The 16,693-nt window shown below is 43.0% G+C and carries 17 protein-coding genes; 1 reads left to right on the top strand and 16 read right to left on the bottom strand.

What is annotated here, in order from left to right; genetic code table 11:
- Positions 1–98: 98 nt before the first annotated feature.
- From MHH56_RS05935 to MHH56_RS05900, 8 genes are all read right to left on the bottom strand, one after another.
- Positions 99–692: a TetR family transcriptional regulator gene (locus tag MHH56_RS05935; protein WP_339207246.1), complete on the bottom strand. Its 594-nt coding sequence runs from the start codon at positions 690–692 to the stop codon at positions 99–101.
- 69 nt (positions 693–761) lie between these two features.
- Positions 762–1,928, bottom strand: a complete 1,167-nt coding sequence (locus tag MHH56_RS05930; RefSeq protein WP_339207245.1) for an ABC transporter permease — start codon at positions 1,926–1,928, stop codon at positions 762–764.
- Positions 1,929–2,130: 202 nt separating this feature from the next.
- Positions 2,131–2,883, bottom strand: coding sequence for a twin-arginine translocase subunit TatC (gene tatC / locus MHH56_RS05925; protein ID WP_076269790.1), 753 nt, complete (start codon positions 2,881–2,883; stop codon positions 2,131–2,133).
- Between the two features lie 128 nt (positions 2,884–3,011).
- A complete protein-coding gene (gene tatA / locus MHH56_RS05920; protein ID WP_339207243.1) occupies positions 3,012–3,257 on the bottom strand; it encodes a twin-arginine translocase TatA/TatE family subunit in 246 nt (81 codons plus the stop codon).
- 54 nt (positions 3,258–3,311) lie between these two features.
- The gene (locus MHH56_RS05915) at positions 3,312–4,367 is read right to left on the bottom strand and encodes a molybdopterin-binding protein (RefSeq protein WP_339207241.1); all 1,056 of its coding nucleotides are present in this window, start codon (positions 4,365–4,367) and stop codon (positions 3,312–3,314) included.
- Entirely contained in the window at positions 4,364–4,858 is a 495-nt protein-coding gene (locus MHH56_RS05910) for a MogA/MoaB family molybdenum cofactor biosynthesis protein (RefSeq protein WP_054026672.1), read from the bottom strand. The genes MHH56_RS05915 and MHH56_RS05910 overlap by 4 nt, the downstream gene beginning before the upstream one ends.
- 27 nt (positions 4,859–4,885) lie before the next feature.
- Positions 4,886–5,365: a cyclic pyranopterin monophosphate synthase MoaC gene (moaC, locus tag MHH56_RS05905; protein ID WP_339207238.1), complete on the bottom strand. Its 480-nt coding sequence runs from the start codon at positions 5,363–5,365 to the stop codon at positions 4,886–4,888.
- 82 nt (positions 5,366–5,447) lie between these two features.
- Positions 5,448–6,053 (bottom strand): 5-formyltetrahydrofolate cyclo-ligase, encoded by a 606-nt coding sequence (locus MHH56_RS05900; RefSeq protein WP_339207236.1) that lies wholly within the window; start codon positions 6,051–6,053, stop codon positions 5,448–5,450.
- 148 nt (positions 6,054–6,201) lie between these two features.
- Here MHH56_RS05900 and MHH56_RS05895 point away from each other — a divergent pair, with 148 nt between their 5' ends.
- The gene (locus MHH56_RS05895; RefSeq protein ID WP_339207234.1) at positions 6,202–8,136 is read left to right on the top strand and encodes an ABC-F family ATP-binding cassette domain-containing protein; all 1,935 of its coding nucleotides are present in this window, start codon (positions 6,202–6,204) and stop codon (positions 8,134–8,136) included.
- Positions 8,137–8,248: 112 nt separating this feature from the next.
- On the opposite strand, the gene MHH56_RS05890 is transcribed toward MHH56_RS05895, so the two are convergent.
- The 8 genes from MHH56_RS05890 to MHH56_RS05855 form a co-directional block, all read right to left on the bottom strand.
- On the bottom strand, positions 8,249–8,899 hold the full coding sequence (locus MHH56_RS05890; protein ID WP_339207232.1) for a response regulator transcription factor: 651 nt from the start codon (positions 8,897–8,899) through the stop codon (positions 8,249–8,251).
- Complete coding sequence (locus MHH56_RS05885) at positions 8,877–11,273, bottom strand: ATP-binding protein (RefSeq protein ID WP_339207230.1); 2,397 nt, start codon at positions 11,271–11,273, stop codon at positions 8,877–8,879. The genes MHH56_RS05890 and MHH56_RS05885 overlap by 23 nt, the downstream gene beginning before the upstream one ends.
- 32 nt (positions 11,274–11,305) lie before the next feature.
- The gene (comX, locus tag MHH56_RS05880) at positions 11,306–11,476 is read right to left on the bottom strand and encodes a competence pheromone ComX (protein WP_339207229.1); all 171 of its coding nucleotides are present in this window, start codon (positions 11,474–11,476) and stop codon (positions 11,306–11,308) included.
- Between the two features lie 129 nt (positions 11,477–11,605).
- Entirely contained in the window at positions 11,606–12,535 is a 930-nt protein-coding gene (locus MHH56_RS05875; protein WP_339207228.1) for a polyprenyl synthetase family protein, read from the bottom strand.
- A gap of 48 nt (positions 12,536–12,583) precedes the next feature.
- A complete protein-coding gene (locus MHH56_RS05870; protein ID WP_076269664.1) occupies positions 12,584–12,811 on the bottom strand; it encodes a hypothetical protein in 228 nt (75 codons plus the stop codon).
- 63 nt (positions 12,812–12,874) lie between these two features.
- Positions 12,875–13,618: an ABC transporter ATP-binding protein gene (locus tag MHH56_RS05865; protein WP_076269663.1), complete on the bottom strand. Its 744-nt coding sequence runs from the start codon at positions 13,616–13,618 to the stop codon at positions 12,875–12,877.
- Between the two features lie 536 nt (positions 13,619–14,154).
- Positions 14,155–14,967 carry a class I SAM-dependent methyltransferase gene (locus tag MHH56_RS05860; RefSeq protein ID WP_339207225.1) on the bottom strand — a complete coding sequence of 271 codons (813 nt, stop codon included), beginning with the start codon at positions 14,965–14,967 and terminating at the stop codon, positions 14,155–14,157.
- Positions 14,968–15,071: 104 nt separating this feature from the next.
- Positions 15,072–16,637 (bottom strand): 2-isopropylmalate synthase, encoded by a 1,566-nt coding sequence (locus MHH56_RS05855; protein ID WP_339207224.1) that lies wholly within the window; start codon positions 16,635–16,637, stop codon positions 15,072–15,074.
- Positions 16,638–16,693 lie beyond the last annotated feature (56 nt).

The following is a 16,693-nucleotide window of genomic DNA, read 5'->3' as shown; positions in this document are numbered from 1 at the left end:
TGCACCTAAATTGTACCAGTAGTTTATGAATAGCAGAAGGCTGTAACAAAAAAAATACCGTACGGCGATTTCTCGCGCACGGTATTTCATGGTTTCAGCTATTCGCCTCTATAGTACAATCCACCCAAAATAAATAAGGTTAAATCCTCGACGATCGCTTCCTGTGATGAACGCTCTTCTTCATGCAAGATAGCCCAATATTGGCTATTCCGATGAAAGAGCAACGTTCCGATAATGGAAAACAAGGTGTTATCTAAGGAGTTGAATTGAAATAAACCTTGCTCATTGCCCTCTTTAAGCCAGTATCTGAGCTTTCCCCACATCGGCATCACATGCTTGCGTATCTTCTCAATTCGATCCGTGTTCATGATAACTTCTTGCTGAATAATGTTAATTAATTGATAGTCGCTGTAGCGGAAATTAGTTACCTCACGAACAATAAGTCTAACACCCTCTACCGGATCTATCTGCATGGGGTCTAGCTCGGCAATTTGATTGTTTGGAAAATAATGATCAAATAAAGCATAAAACATATTTTCTTTCCCGCCAAAATGATACGAGACGAGCGCAACATTAGCTCCAGCCTCTTCGCATATTTGCCTAACGGTCGTTTTATCGAAGCCGTTTTCCGCAAACAGCTTTTTGGCAGCTGACAATATTCTAATTTTAATATCCGCATCTCCTGTTGTCATGACGGGCCCCCATAAAAACAATATCTTTTATTTTGAACCACACTAAACCAACAGCAAACTGCATTTGAATTATCGTTTTTGCCCTGCAATAACTGCTGTAGGCTGCACTACAGGAGCGGCTTGGCGCTTCAGCGCAACCGCAACTACGCTAACTGCAAAGGCAACGACAGCAATAACGCTCAGTGACAAAGAGTCAGCTGTAGCAGCTGGGCCGCCGAACAAAATATTCATCGTACCTTCAACTGCATACGTTGCTGGAAGAATATCACCAAGCTTGACGTAAAAGTCGGATAACAATTCACGCGGTACGATCGCACCAGAGGTAACAAGCTGTGCCGATAATAAAATAATATTGAACAGCATGCCGCTTAAACCAAACAGGTAAATAAACATTTGCGAAACGAATATAAATGTTAATACGAACATCAGCTGGAACAGCCAAATATGAAGGAATCCTTGTTCCATCTGACCGCCAAATGCAGCAAGCAAGGAAGAACCTACTAACGAAACAATGACACCTGCTCCTACATTAATTACGCTTCTTGCGCCGAAACGTTTCCATCTGCTTGTTGTTGCTCCTAGTGAAAGGGAAGATTGCTCAAAGTTCATACCCATGATCATCGCGCCGACATAAGAAGCAAGCACCAGCATCATCGGAACCATTTGATTGTTCATTCCTTGTATCACGTTCGTTGACTGAATTTCAGATTTAACCCGCTCTGACAATCCTTGTGCCGCTGCTCCAGCTTGCTCTGCTGGCAGCTGCATGTTGCCAAGTACGGTTTGAATGCCGCCCGATACGGCCTGCTTATTTACTTCTGCTGTTATTTGTCCGGCTGCACCACTCATAATACTTTTAATCAGTGCTGGATTTGATTCGTTTATTACATATTGAATGGAGGCTGTACCATCGGCTGCTGAAGCCTTTTGAGAGAAATCCGCCGGTATCCATACGACCATCTGCAGCTCACGCTCATTCAGCTGCTGCTTCGCCTCATCAATGCTGCTGATTTCACTCATGTTAAAAGGCAAGTTCTGAACAAGGTTGCCAGCAATCTTCTGTCCCATCTGTTCATCTTCATTGACAATAGCAATATGCAAATTTTGTACGCGGTCCGTAACACCGTTATAACCTGTCATCCAAATGACCGAAAAAATAACCTGGAACATGATTGCCGTAAATATACCAACGATAGTCGTTGGTCGTTTCATAAAAGCAATTAGTGTATTTTTCAATATGATCCACTCCCGTTTTCTCTATTTAAACAATTGTTTTAAACAACTGTTTAAATATTATGCGGAAATGATGTTTTTGTCAACCACGCAAACTCGCCTTCGGCGTCCTCTGGATGCTAAAGCAGCTTTGACGGAGAACTATAAGCCCTTTATAAGCTTCTTATATAAAAAAAAGAAGAAGAGGACATTCCCCTTCTTCATCCTATGCTTCAGACATTGACTCGCCATATTCCGCTTCCCATTTTGCATCTGCAGCTAGCTGCTTTTTGTGTACCGAGCCTGATAAAAACACACTAATCTCATATAGAACGAGTAATGGGATCGCCACTAATATGTCCGATATGAAATCCGGCGGCGTAATCATAACTCCGATAAGCACCATGATGAAATAGGCTAGACGGCGCATTTTGCGCAGCCGCTGTGGATTCACTAAACGTATAGCTGTCAAAAACATGATGACTAGCGGCAGTTCGAATAATAGCGATATCGGAATGAGCAGATTAAACATAAACGTAAAATACTGCGCGATACCATATGTTTCCTCAAGGTTTAAATGTTGTGATACTGTTCTTGTGAAATTAAAAGCAAGTGGAAAGACGACAAAATAAGAAAATGCCAATCCAATTAAAAACATGATTAGTGCAAACGGAACATATTTAAGCGTGGAACGCTGCTCGTTCTTGCGCAAAGCCGGCTTTACGAATGCCCAAAGCTGATATGCAATAACAGGTAAAGAAATAATTAAAGCGATGACAAATGCAAATTTCATATACATGCCAATGCCATCCCAAAGGGAAAACGTATGTAACGAAATTGTATTAGCAGGCTTCTGGCTCATTAGAAAGTTATAGGTAGGCTGTGCAAATATAAGTCCGACGACTAAGCCTAACGTTAAAATAATAAGCACGTAAATGATACGCTTGCGCAGCTCGCCAAGATGCTCTAAAAGCGGCATCAACCCTTCTTCTCGAAGAAGCGCTTTACGTGATTTATGCTCCGATTTGCTGTTTCCTTCCGATCCCACCTGCACGATACCTCCTTCGCCTAGCGGTAAACTTTTTTTCAAGAAAAAAGCGGGCCCGATTAATCCGGCAGCCGCTTATTGTCTTTATCACTATTTTCCGAGCGACTCACATCAACACGGCTCGAATCTTTGTCCTTGCGATCACGGTCACGATCATCATCATCCATGATCTCTCTTGCTCCGGATTTAAACTCACGCAATGTCCGTCCGAATGCACGTCCAAGTTCTGGAAGCTTGTTTGGTCCAAATAGTAGCAAAGCAACCAACACGAGCAGTATAACACCTGTTGCACCAATTCCTGACATTTGCCAACCTCCTCGTAATTTTATGTAGCAGCATCATTATTAAGCAGCTCATACTTAACAGCTGTTTAAGCCGCCATATCCCATGCTGACAATATCTTCACGAACAATCATATCTCCCGCTAAAATCCGCGGCAGCAGCACATCGAATGATGTATATGGATCATGCATGACGCAGCCTGGAAGCCCCAATATCGGCACTCCATTTAAATAACCAATAAGCAGCATTGAGCCTGGCAGCATCGGAGTTCCATAACTTACGATATCCGCACCTGTTTCCTTTATGGCTCCAGGAGTGCGATCGTCGGGATCTACCGACATTCCGCCAGTCACTAGTATCATATCATAACGTTGTGCAAGCAAATAGTGTATTTCCTTGACAATTGTTTGTCGATCATCGGGTGCAAATCGCTGCTCTGCAACTTCTGATCCAAGCTCCTCGAGCTTGCTTCTTACTGCCGGACCAAATTTATCTTCAATTCTTCCGTTAAAAACTTCGCCGCCCGTCGTCAACAAACCGACGCGAAATTTACGGAAAGGGCGAACGCGCAGCGGTGAAGCTCCGCCATTCGCTTCACGATATTCGGCTGCAAGCCTCTCCACCGTCTCCACCTTCGATTTGGGTACGACAAGCGGAATGGCTCTTGTTGCAGCCAGCGCTTGACCCGGCTTAACGACTGTTTTTGCCTTAATCGTCGCTAATGCAATTTCACCCAGCTCATTAATGGCATCAACTACTGCCTTATCAATCTCCGCAAGGCCTAGCTGGTTTGCTTTAATGCTTACCTTGCCCTCATGCGGCTCTGAAAGAATGAGTTTCTCGTCATATAACGCTTCAGCCATTCGAATGGCTGCATCATCCTCATGAAGCTCGTTTTCTCCAAGCTCCATAATATAGATATGCTCCTTGCCAATATCGAGAAGATTAGGAATGTCCGCTTCTACTACGACATGACCTCTTTTGAACAATCGACCCTTAAACTGACCTGGAATAATTCGCGTTAAATCATGAGCCAGTCGCAGCCCGATCGCATCATATACGGAAACTTCTCTTAGTGTCGTCGATCCATGCTGCTCTGTTCCGTTCTTAGCATGATGCTGCTGCTGACTCATACGCTATGTTCCCCCAGTTCTCCGGATAAAATGCCCAGAGCATGCGGCAATTGATCCATGATCGCCATTAAGCTCTCGTGTACGCCCTTTGGACTCCCAGGCAGGTTAACGATTAGTGAGCTGCCTCTTATGCCGCAGACGCCTCTTGAGAGCATTGCTCTTCTTGTTTTTTGGAGAGCGCCCATACGCATCGCTTCCGCAATTCCCGGAACAGCACGGTCAATAACCTTGAGCGTTGCCTCAGGCGTAACATCGCGCTCTGCAAGACCTGTGCCGCCCGTCGTAAGCACAAGATCCGCATGGAAGTACTCTGTCATTTCTATGATGGCTGCCATTATCTCATCCTGCTCATCCGGTACAATCCGATAATCAATAATTTCTCCACCCAGCTCTTCCTCAACCAATTCACGGATAACCTGGGCACTCGTATCCTCACGTTCTCCACGTGATCCTTTATCGCTTGCTGTCAAAATTGCTACTTTCCACCGCATTTACCATTCCTCCCATTCCTATTTCGCTCATGGGTTTGACGAAATTCGATAATCGCCGCTTTTTCCGCCCGTTTTTGAAACCAGCTGCGTAGGACCGATAACCATATCCTTTTGCAGCGCTTTGCACATGTCGTAAACCGTTAGAGCTGCGGCAGACACGGCTGTCAGTGCTTCCATTTCCACGCCGGTTTTTCCTGTTGTCTTTACTGTACCTTCTATGTAAAGCTCATCCGTTCCGTTATCGCTAAAAACCACATTGATGCCTGTGAGCGGTAGCGGATGGCACATTGGAATCCAATCTGACGTTTTTTTGGCAGCCATAACTGCAGCAACCTGAGCCACAGCCAGTACATCGCCCTTCCCAATCTTGCCAGCCTTAATTTGTTCTAATGTATCTCGGTTCATCGTTATCCTGGTTTGAGCGACTGCCGTGCGGGAAGTGACTTCCTTGTCAGAGATGTCTACCATTCGCGCCCGGCCCTGCTCGTTAAAATGTGTCAACTCCACCTCAAACGCTCCTTCTAGCGCTAATGAACGGTTCGCCTTTAACGTTCATAGCTCGCTTGGCAATCATTCAGCTGCATTTCCTCTAAACTAAATACATGTTTTTTTCAGTAATCAAGCCATCCATTTTCAAATCATGCCCCTCGAGAGGCACCTTATCAATGAGCTGCGTCTCGAACGCTATTCCAAGCCAGTACGGCTTAGAAGCATTGTTTTGAAATGATTCAGCAAATCGGTCATAATAACCGCCTCCATAACCAAGCCGGCCTCCTTGAAGATCAAAGGCTAGTCCCGGCACAAACACAACACCCAGTTCGCAATTGTCCTTAAAAAGCTGCGCTGTATTCGGATTCGGCTCCATAATTCCATATGCACCAGGTATCAGATCATCCCAGCTCCGCAAGGTATAGAGCTCCATGGAACGATCTGCTGCGATGCATCTTGGCGCAATGACTTCTCGCCCTGTTCGCCAGCCCCATTCAATAAGACCCGACAAATCAAGCTCGCTCCGAAAAGACACATACACCATAAACGCGCCGACCGAATGGCTTTCAATAAAAGCCATCGCTTTCTTGCAAGCTGCTTCTGACCATAATCGCCGCTGCTCGACTGGTAATTTATTTCGTTTTATCGTTATCTGACTTCGTATGTAAGCCTTATCGCCCCGTTGATTTGGTTCAACCAAAAACATTCACCTATTCTAGTTCCCATCATTTTCTTTCATTAATTGTAGTTTAACATTGTTGTGCAACTTTCGCCAATGCTAGCGCTCGTTTATGGTACACTAATATGTAGTATGAGCATTCGTTCTTTACCATTTATTTGTTGGAGGTTTCAAAATGCTGCTGCAGGTTTCTAACGTAACAAAAAGCTACGGCGTAAATGTCGTATTATCCAATATTTCGATGCAGGTGCTGGAACGAGAACGTATTGGTCTCGTAGGTGTGAACGGTGCAGGCAAGTCTACACTGCTCAAAATCATTGCAGGCGAAATGTCCGCAGATTCTGGCGCTATTCATAAAGCCAAAGAAACTAAAATTGGTTATCTCGCTCAGAATAGCGGATTGCAATCCAATCGAACGATAGGTGAAGAAATGCTTGCCGTTTTCTCACATCTAATTGAAGCAGAGCAAGAGCTTCGTGATCTTGAAGTGAAAATTGCAGATCCCGAACTTCATCAGGATGAGAAACGTTATACAGCTATACTCGATCGTTATGCCAAGCGTTCAGATTGGTACCGCGAGCAAGGCGGTTTCGAGGTCAACACGCGCATTAACAGTGTTCTTCACGGTATGGGTTTCGGAACATTCCCAGCTGACACTTTAATATCAACATTAAGCGGCGGCCAGAAAACACGGCTCGCACTCGCTCGCATATTGCTTCAGGCACCGGATCTGCTTATGCTTGATGAGCCTACCAACTATCTCGACATTGAGACTTTAACGTGGCTAGAGTCCTATTTACGCGGATATTCAGGTGCCATCTTAGTTGTATCCCATGACCGTTACTTCCTAGATGCTCTTGCTCAAACCATTATCGAAATCGAGCGTCATACTTCCAAGCGGTATACTGGAAATTACAGCCGCTATATGGAGCTGAAAGCTGCCGAGTACGAAATCAATATGCGTCAATTCGAAAAACAGCAGGACGAAATTTCGCGTATGGAGCAATTTGTCCAACGAAATATTGTTCGTGCTTCAACGACCAAACGTGCACAAAGCAGACGGAAAGCTTTGGACAAAATGGATCGGCTGGACAAGCCGCAGGGTGATTTAAAAAAAGCTCATTTCACATTTGAAATCGAGCGTTCGACAGGCAAAGACGTACTTGCTGTTAATGAGGTTTCCGTTGTTTTCCCGGGTAAGGACACACCTATCTTTAAAAATGTATCCTTCCAGCTCACTCGTGGTGAAACCGTTGCCTTAATTGGTCCGAACGGGATTGGGAAATCAACACTGCTAAAGGTTATTGTCGGTCAAAATGAACCAACAACAGGTACAATTAAGTTTGGAACTCACGTCAAACTCGGCTACTATGACCAAGAACAAACGAGGCTGAACGGCCAAAATACGGTTCTTGAAGAGGTCTGGGGCAGCTACTCCCATATGGAGGAGGCACGTATTCGTACGGTGCTCGGCAACTTCTTATTTAGCGGCGAAGACGTACTCAAGCGAATTTCTTCCCTTAGCGGCGGTGAGAAGGCACGTGTATCTCTAGCGAAGCTTATGCTTGCAGAGGCCAATGTCCTTATTTTGGATGAGCCTACCAACCATCTCGATCTATTTAGCAAAGAAGTTCTTGAAGCTGCATTGCTTGACTATGAAGGAACCTTGCTCTTCATTTCGCATGATCGTTACTTCCTAAACAAGATGGCTGAACGAATTGTCGAACTAAAGTCGTCAGGTACTGATCATTTCCTAGGAAATTATGACGAAATGATAGAGAAAAAAAGTGAAATCGAAGAAGCACGGCTCGAAGCACTGTCAAAACAGGCTTCAAACTCAAAAACAACAGCCGTATCCGACATTTCACCTGCCAACTCTTATGAGGCGGACAAGCAAGCAAAACGTGAAGAACGTACACGTCAGCGTAAAGTTGAACAATTAGAACTGGAAATCGCTACGCTGGAGCAGCAAATAACCGATTTGGAATTACAGCTCACTGATCCTGCGATTTTTAATGATTACATCCGTATTCAAGAAATTCAAGCTGCCATTGAAGCTGTTAAAACCTCACTATCGACCGCATATGAGGAATGGGAACAATACATGTAAGTTTCGTAAATCAATTAAAACCGGCAGCTTAAGGATAATCCTTTAGCTGCCGGTTTTATTCATTCCTATCCTACTTAACCACCTAAACAAGCTAAAGTTATCTAACCTAATTCTAGTATTGTTCTAAGCTGATCAAGCCTAAACGCTGTGCTTCCTTAATTGCTTCTGAGCGGGACCGTACGTTGAGTTTATCAAATATACGCGACAGCTGATATTCGACATTCCGCTGGCTAACATGGAGCATGGCTGCCAATTCTTTATTGCTAATTCCAGTAGCTACTTCATGTAATATGGTCTGTTCCTTCTCATTAATAGACACATCTTCAACAGCTACTTCTGTCCGTCCGATCGTTACTTCATGCCTTCTAAGCTGCTTTAACAGGGTGATCGGAATAACCGTGTCCCCTCTCATGGCACATCGAATTGCATTATGAAGCTGTTCTCTTGATACTGTCTTGGAAATAAAACCAGAGACGCCTGATTCGATCAGCAAGTTAAAATGCGAGCCAATCTCATAGCCCGAGTAAATAATAACCTTGCGCTCCGGATCCTGTTGAATAAGACGTTTCGTTAATTCCAATCCACTAATGCCTGGCATATTCAAATCACATAAAATGAGATCAAATTGCTGGATTTGTACAATATCGAGCGCCTCAATGGCGGATAAAACGACCGAAACCGTCATCTCGCTGTCTTGCTCAATCATTGTTTTGGTTCCTTCTCCGACAGAAGGATGGTCATCAACTAATAAGATACGAATCACGCGATATACCCCTCTCCGATCTACCGGCTGTCATGATCTCTGGCAGCAAGATGACAACCTCTAAGCCGTTACCGCTTTCCGAATAAAATGATATGTCACCTTCCAGACCTGTCACCCGCTCTTTAATGCCTGACAAGCCCATATGTTCAAAAGAAACACTCATTTGATTTACATCCATACCGACACCATCATCTTGATATCGGAAATATATCGTTCCTTTGCGCAGCTCAAGCTCAAGAACAACTAATTTAGCTTGAGAATGCTTGTCCGCATTACGCAGCAATTCCTGTACGATCCGGTAAATCGCCGTAATTTGTTCCTCGTTAAGCGGACGATTAAAAGATTTTGCGCGAAAATCCACTGCAAAGTTAACACGCATTTGAGTATGCTCAATAATCGATTCAACAGCCTCGACTACTCCCATCTCCTTCAAAAGCGGTGGACGCAGTTCATTACAAGTTTCACGAATTTGATGGATAACATCGAGTAATCCTTCTTTAATATCCTCCAGCTCGCGTCCCAAACTATTCGAAATCGGATAATCCATCATAATGGCTTCAAGCTTCCGGTACCAAAGCAGCTGATCTTGCAGCGCTGAGTCATGCAAGTCAGCAGCAAGTTTTCTTCTCTCGTTCTCAGACAAACAGAAAAGAAGGCGCAGCACCCATGGTGAAGTTGAATGCTCTTTGCGAACCTCCGACTCTAAATCCTCAATTAAACCTTCAATTAAATATAGATTCTCAAATACGATGCTGGAATAATTGGACATCGTCTTTAGCCAACGAAGCTCGTCCGAATTAAAGCGCGTATGATTGGTTTTCATGCCGATCCACAAAATATGATACCTAGACCGTTGTCTGCCTATTACGAGACCGAGTCCATAAGGCAGCTCGATTAACTCACCCACCTGTAAGGAATTTACAGTTCCGAGCAAAAACTCGGCAGTGATAAGTTCCTCAGGATGATCGCCCATCGGGTATACGGTATTCTCCGTTTGCTCAATAAGTAAAAAAGTAATCCGACTAACTGGCAGCAGATCACTAATCTCTTGTTTAAGCACAGCTTCCAAATCGCTTTGCTTCATTACTCTAGCGATTTTTCGCGAGAAACGATCCAGACTATCCTGATAACTATACATCGCCTTAAAGAGCTTAGGTCTGAACCTTTGATCAATTTGTTCCTTCCCATATAAAAACAACGTCATTCCGATGTAAATGACAAAAAATACGCCAAACCACGCGGACCATGACGGATTGTTCTCTCCTAGTAATACAAACGCTACAAGTGCAGCCACAATGACAGCTGGAATAAAGGCTAGCGCCGTATAATATTTAAATCTAGTTAGAATAAAGTCAATATCAAATAATTGATTTGAGGTAGACAGATAGAAATAAACGATAGGTAATAAGAATAGGAATAGCGCAGTAAAAGCGGCTGGAAAAACTTGGTCCTTGCCAATAATTTGAGGCAGCAAGTTCATTAATGCAAACGGAGTAAAAGCAACTAGATGCGAGATCAACGTAATGGTGAACAGAGAATGCAGCTTTGTACGTCGATGCTTTATAAACTTTCGCACAAGCATATAAACGCATACAAAATTACCTATCAGCACAGAACTGCTATAGGCTATTTGAATATAGGTATAGATGTTATTTGACGCTAAATCTGTCCAGATATAAATTAAGCTTATGATTCCTACAAAACCCACAATCCCATATAAAGTGTTCAATATTGATTTACTAATAAAATGAACATCGAATCGCTTTAAATAAATGTTCATGAAGCTCATAAACAGCAATGGTATGTTGGGTAGAACCAAATAAATAATAGTAAGCCCAACAGAATCGCTTCGACTTGATGCTGCAGAACTATAGTAACTTAAGCCAATCGAAATAAAAAACAAAATAAGAATGATTACAGCCTTATCATTCCTTCGTTTTGCATACAAAAATCCTGAAAACGCACAAAAAATAATGAGTGAAACACCAGGGATATACAACTGAATCAGCAGCTCCCATAACGAATGGTCGCCTGTCCACCCCTTGGGAAACTCAATTTTCTGTGTAACTTTATCCTTATGTAAAACAAGAACGTAATCTGCCGATTCAATTGAATTATATTTCTTTACATACTCAAAATCCTGTACTGAATCACCGTTTATTTCTAAAATCTGATCGCCTATTTCAATACCTTTTACATCCGCTTGTCCCGCTGGTTCTATCGACTTAACAAAATAACGATTACCTGGCTCCTCCACTAGTACAGCACCGATTGAAGGAATTCTTACGATTACCGAGGTTAAATATAAAACAGAACCTAACAAGACAAACAGGAAGAGGATTGCAACAATTCGGTTAAATAAGTTAGGTCTCATGCACTCCTCTTCCTTCCCTACAAATCAGTATGCTAATTCCACATGTATGCGTAGCCGCTATTTTTTTCGTTTTTGTTCTTTAGTTCGCCAAGAAGAGCGCGTTGTTCAGCAACTGAAACACCTGCTACTTGCATTTGTCCACCCATAGCCATAGACATTTTTTCAGTGTTGCTTACCAACTGACGAATAGCTTCTTTTAACATATTAACTCCTCCGCTTCTCTACTACTATATTAGTAATCTTTTCTTCTTTTCTACTATAACAGGAATAGATACGACAGGAAACGCAAAAGTGATTCGTATTTACCGAAAGACGTTTTGCGTGGTTTGTTGTTATGCATTTTTAGAGTTTATTATGTGCAAAAATTCCGCTTTCCAAGGACTTATTTCCTGTATGGAGTCTACTAATTCCTCAAAGCAATTATAGTGCATCCGACTCATGACAGAGCCATATAATATAGTTCCTGTTCTTTCACAGGTTTCAAGAAAAAGCTCTCTTTTCATCGCAATTTCTTCGGAAGTTAACCGACCCTCAAAATACTCTTTAATCCAGCGATCCTCTTCTGCTTCTCCTTCTATTAAATACAGAGTAAGCAAGGTGCATTTACGTTGAAGAAAATCACTTTTTTCATCCCATCGCAGCAAATCTCGGAGGTCATTTTGAATTTGAGCTGAAACACCTATTTCTAGCGCATATTCTGCTACGGTTTCATTCCAAGGGCGACCAGCCAATATTACGCCGGCCATACACGCTAGTTGAAGAAGCGTAGCAGACTTTTGTTTTACGACATCCAAATAGGATTCCTCGTCGTTCATTTCATTCATAATATCAAGCATTTGACCATTTGCGGCCTTCAAAAGCTGCGCATTCATCATTTCTGTGAGTGCCAATCGAATCTCATGATTAGATGTGCTGCTTAACATTGCTTGCTGCGACAAAGTTAGTAGAGAGGAGGCAACATGAATGGCTATAGGCATTGGGACTTTCATCCAAGGCTTGCTTGGAACATCCTGATCCTGCAAATCATCCAATATATCCGACGCCAAAATAAATAATTCGACTGCAGCAGCTGCTTTTATGGGGTCTTCGCCTTTTCCGCCAAACATGCGGTAATGAATAACCGTCAGTTGACCAAATCGAATCTTCTCTTCAAGCTTGTCCGCAATAAACTGCTCTGCATAACGTGCAAGAGGCTCAGCTGTAAAGAAACGCTGAACCAATAATCGCATGTGTTGACCAATGAGTGGAATACAATCGTTCACAATCGATCCTCCGCCAAATCAAGATCATTATATTATACTACTAAATCGTTACATAAACATACGCTGAAATACAGTTACAAATCGTCCTAACCGATGTAGTGTCCTTATGCCGTTGCAGTCGTCTCTGCGCTTTTGTTTTTTTTGCTTTTGATCTTCTTGCTTCTGACTCTCCCCCTCATTCATTTGATTGATTAAGTTTGTAATCATCTCCATTCTCTTCTCCAATAGTTTTCTGCGCTCGACTGACGGACTTTCGATGCGATCTCGATGATCCATTTACTAAAAAGCCCTCCTTGAGGAATACATGTGCAATAAACATACTTTTAGTTTTTGTTTTTCTTATATGCTGACACTCCCATTCATCTCAACTGCGTGATGCATATAAACGGCTTCCATTGTCATGCCGCCGCCAGGCAGCTGTGCAATAAGTGTAGACGGGTTATCGCAAGTAATGAATTCTCCCTTGCGCATCACACATACACGATCGCAATTGCGCTGAATTTCCTCCATATCATGAGAAGCGACAATAATTGTTTTCCCTTGTTGTCTAAGAATCTGCAGCAGTGACCAATAATCACGTTTGGCTTGCGGATCCAGTCCTGTTGTGGGTTCATCCAAAAATATGATTTTTGGATCGTTCACCAATGCGATAGCTAGTGCCGTACGTTGTCTCCAACCGCCTGATAAACGTTTAACTAGTTTATCCGAATATGGACTAAGCCCAAACTGTTCAATGATGTGATCCAAATTATTTTTCCGTTTGTAAAAGCCTTGGAAAAGCTCCATTGCCTCTCGAACATTCATTTTATCTACTAAGGTTGTGCTTTGCAGATGAATTCCGATGTCTTCCTTCAATTTTTCTGCATCCAGCACCACATCATGTCCATAGATGCGTATACTGCCTTGGTCAGGCATACGAATCCCCATTAGCATCTCTAGCAACGTCGTTTTTCCCGCGCCGTGCGTACCGATAATACCGAATATTTCACCTTCGTTTACTTTGAAGGAAACCTGATCTACTGCCTTATTCGCACCATAGTACTTGCTGACCGAGCTTACCTGAATGATCGTTTGCTTATCCATTCCTTGGTTAACCTCCATTCACACTTAAGCATTGCCTATCACTAAAAGCTATAAGGTGAGATTTATGTTTTGGTATGCGTCATAGTTTCAAGATAACGCATACCGTTAACTTTTTCACCGAAAACCTGTCTAGTAATTCACGCAATTTTTTTGCGTGACCGCAATGCTAGCGCAAAACAAAAGGAAGCTTACTAATGATTCCAAAAGCTGCTATAAACAACCAATCACCATTATCCACAGAGATATCAACAGTTCTGTATAAATTGTTAGTTAATTCTGTCGATAGTACCTACGTATAAGAGTAGCATTTTAGCGGAATCCGTCGTTTTATAGGTACAATTTCTTACATTTATTTATTTTATCCACGTTATACACATTATCCACAGTTATACACCGCAAATAATATCCCCTTTCCGTTCACAATATTGATCTTTCGTAAATCCAGTGTTTTCGGGCATTTCACTCTTTTATCCACAAAATGAAGCCTCTTTGTGGATAACTTTGTGCACAACACTAATTTTGGCAATTTTTTATGGCTATTTTCTAATACCGATATAAAGCAAATGTGAAGCTGAACCTAATAAATGAATATTTTCAGCAGAATCATAAATCATTTGCATGAAATCGGAGAATTGTTTGTTTCCCTGAGACCTCCAATAATCGAACTGCTCCGATGTAAGGGCTCCTGCAACGCTGGAGGAACCAATCAACTTGACCGTTTCAAATCCTTGCACTTCCATAAACGGCTTAATCGCATCTATATCGTAGTAATAGGCTCCCGTGAATCTGCCTTCATCTGAATGATTAAAAACACCTGAATCCATAAACTGGTGAATCTCATCCATTGAATCAAGAGGCTTCCAGCTTTGCGGATAAGCAAGAGCATTTAGCAAATGCCTAATACGTGTCATAAAGGCGATAAACACAAACCCACCACTCCGTGTTACACGATATAGCTCCTTAACCGCCTGTTCACGATCCTCTTCCTTCTGTAAATGATAGAGCGGCCCCATCATCAATGAAGCATCAAAAGTCTCATCTGCAAACGAGCTCAAGCTTCTAGCATCTGCAACGTGGAAACCTTTAAAACGATCTGTAAGCCCAAGCTCCTCTGCCTTCTCAGCGGCTAATTGTACCAGCCTTGGGGTCAAATCTGTTAACGTGACATCATAGCCGCTATCAGCTAGTTCCATCGCATATTTCCCAGGCCCGGCGCCATTATCCAAAATATGTCCACGCTCAGGCAAGTAATTTCGAATAAAATGCCAGTTGACGATAAACTCAAGGGGCGCTCTATCGAGACGCCCCCATTCATCAAACTGATTATAATATTGAATAATTTTACTCATCACATCTACCTCCTTGAGGTTTTATGCCCACAGCAGCGCTTATTCCCATAATAGAAAGAACTCACTCTACTATGGGAAAAGCAATCCGTTGGCCTTATGGGAAATTAGTTGGCAGCTTTAGTTTGGATTACTTCTACTACTCTGCTGCCTGTCGTCATAACTGCTTGATTGCACGCTGAAACATAAGCTTGAGCGGCTGCAAGCACAATATCACTATGAATGGATGTACCCCGGAATCGTTTCTGTTGATGAATAATGCTGACGACCGCTTCACCGTGAGCATCCTCGCCAGTTGATAGCGAATGAAGCTCCAAATCCTCGAACTCCGCTGCTACTGGAATTGCTTGTTGAATGGCATGGATCACTGCCTCAATAGGGCCGCCTCCCATTGCGATATAAGATTGTTCTACACCAAACTCATTCTCACGGATGGTAACCGTCGCTGTACGTGAAGGCTGCGTACCAGCGTGAACATGCAGATCAACCAGTACATATGGATCTGGCTGCGTCTGTGTCAGCTCACCTGCGATACGAATCAATTCATCATCTGTCACGATTTTTTGAGCATCAGCGACTTCCTTGAATTTATCGTACACATCCTGCAGCTGCACTTCTGTCATATCGATGCCATACTCAGCAAGGCGATGTTTAATCGCATGGCGGCCGGAATGTTTGCCTAATATAATCATGTTCCGCGAAATACCCATCGCTTCCGGATCCATAATTTCATACGTGTTACGGTTTTTCAGCAAGCCGTCTTGATGGATGCCCGATTCATGCTGGAATGCATTGCGGCCAACGATTGGCTTATTGTAAGCAATCGGGAAATGCATAGCGCGACTAACCAAACGAGAGGTTTCATAAATTTCGCTAATTTTAATGTTTGTTTCTGCTTGAATAGCATCCTTGCGCGTTTCTATTGCCATAACCAGCTCTTCTAGAGAGCAGTTGCCCGCTCGTTCGCCAATCCCGTTTACAGTCACTTCAATTTGTGTGGCACCTGCATTAATAGCCGAAATACTGTTAGCTACAGCAAGGCCTAGGTCATTATGACAATGGGCACTATATCTCACCGTATCTCCGCCTCTGGCTTGCTTGCGCACCGCGCGGAACAGCTCGCTCATTTCCTCTGGCATAGCATAACCAAGCGTATCAGGCAGGTTAATGATAGTCGCACCTTCCGCAATAACCGCCTCAACGAGCTGAATCACAAAATCTCTGCCAGATCGTGTGGAATCCATTGCAGAAAACTCGATTTCATCTACGAATTGCTTGCCATAAGCAACCATATCTCTCGCAATCTTAATGACCTCTTCTCGAGATTTGCGAAGCTGATGATTAAGATGAATATCGGAGGAGGATATAAACAAGTGAAGGCGTCTGCGTGCTGCATCCTGTGTCGCTTTCACTGCAGCGTCAATATCAACCTTTACCGCTCTCGCAAAACCTGCAATCTCTACATGCTGAAGCTCACGTGAAATTTGCTGTACAGCCGCGAATTCGCCTGGGCTGGAAACCGGGAAACCTGGCTCAATAACATCAATGCCAAGCTTGCCAAGCTGGCGTGCAATAATAATTTTACGTTCAGGATCAATTGAAGCACCTGGTGACTGCTCGCCATCACGAAGAGTTGTATCAAAAATTTGGATTTTTTTCATTTCGTTTGTCATTGTTAATTCCTCCTAGGGATTCGTTTGGACGTATTTTTTCATTATTGGGTACAAAA

It is taken from the genome of Paenibacillus sp. FSL K6-3182 (genome assembly GCF_037976325.1).
GTDB lineage: Bacteria > Bacillota > Bacilli > Paenibacillales > Paenibacillaceae > Pristimantibacillus.
Note: the sequence above shows the minus strand (reverse complement) of the source record. Positions and strands in the feature narration are given on the sequence as shown.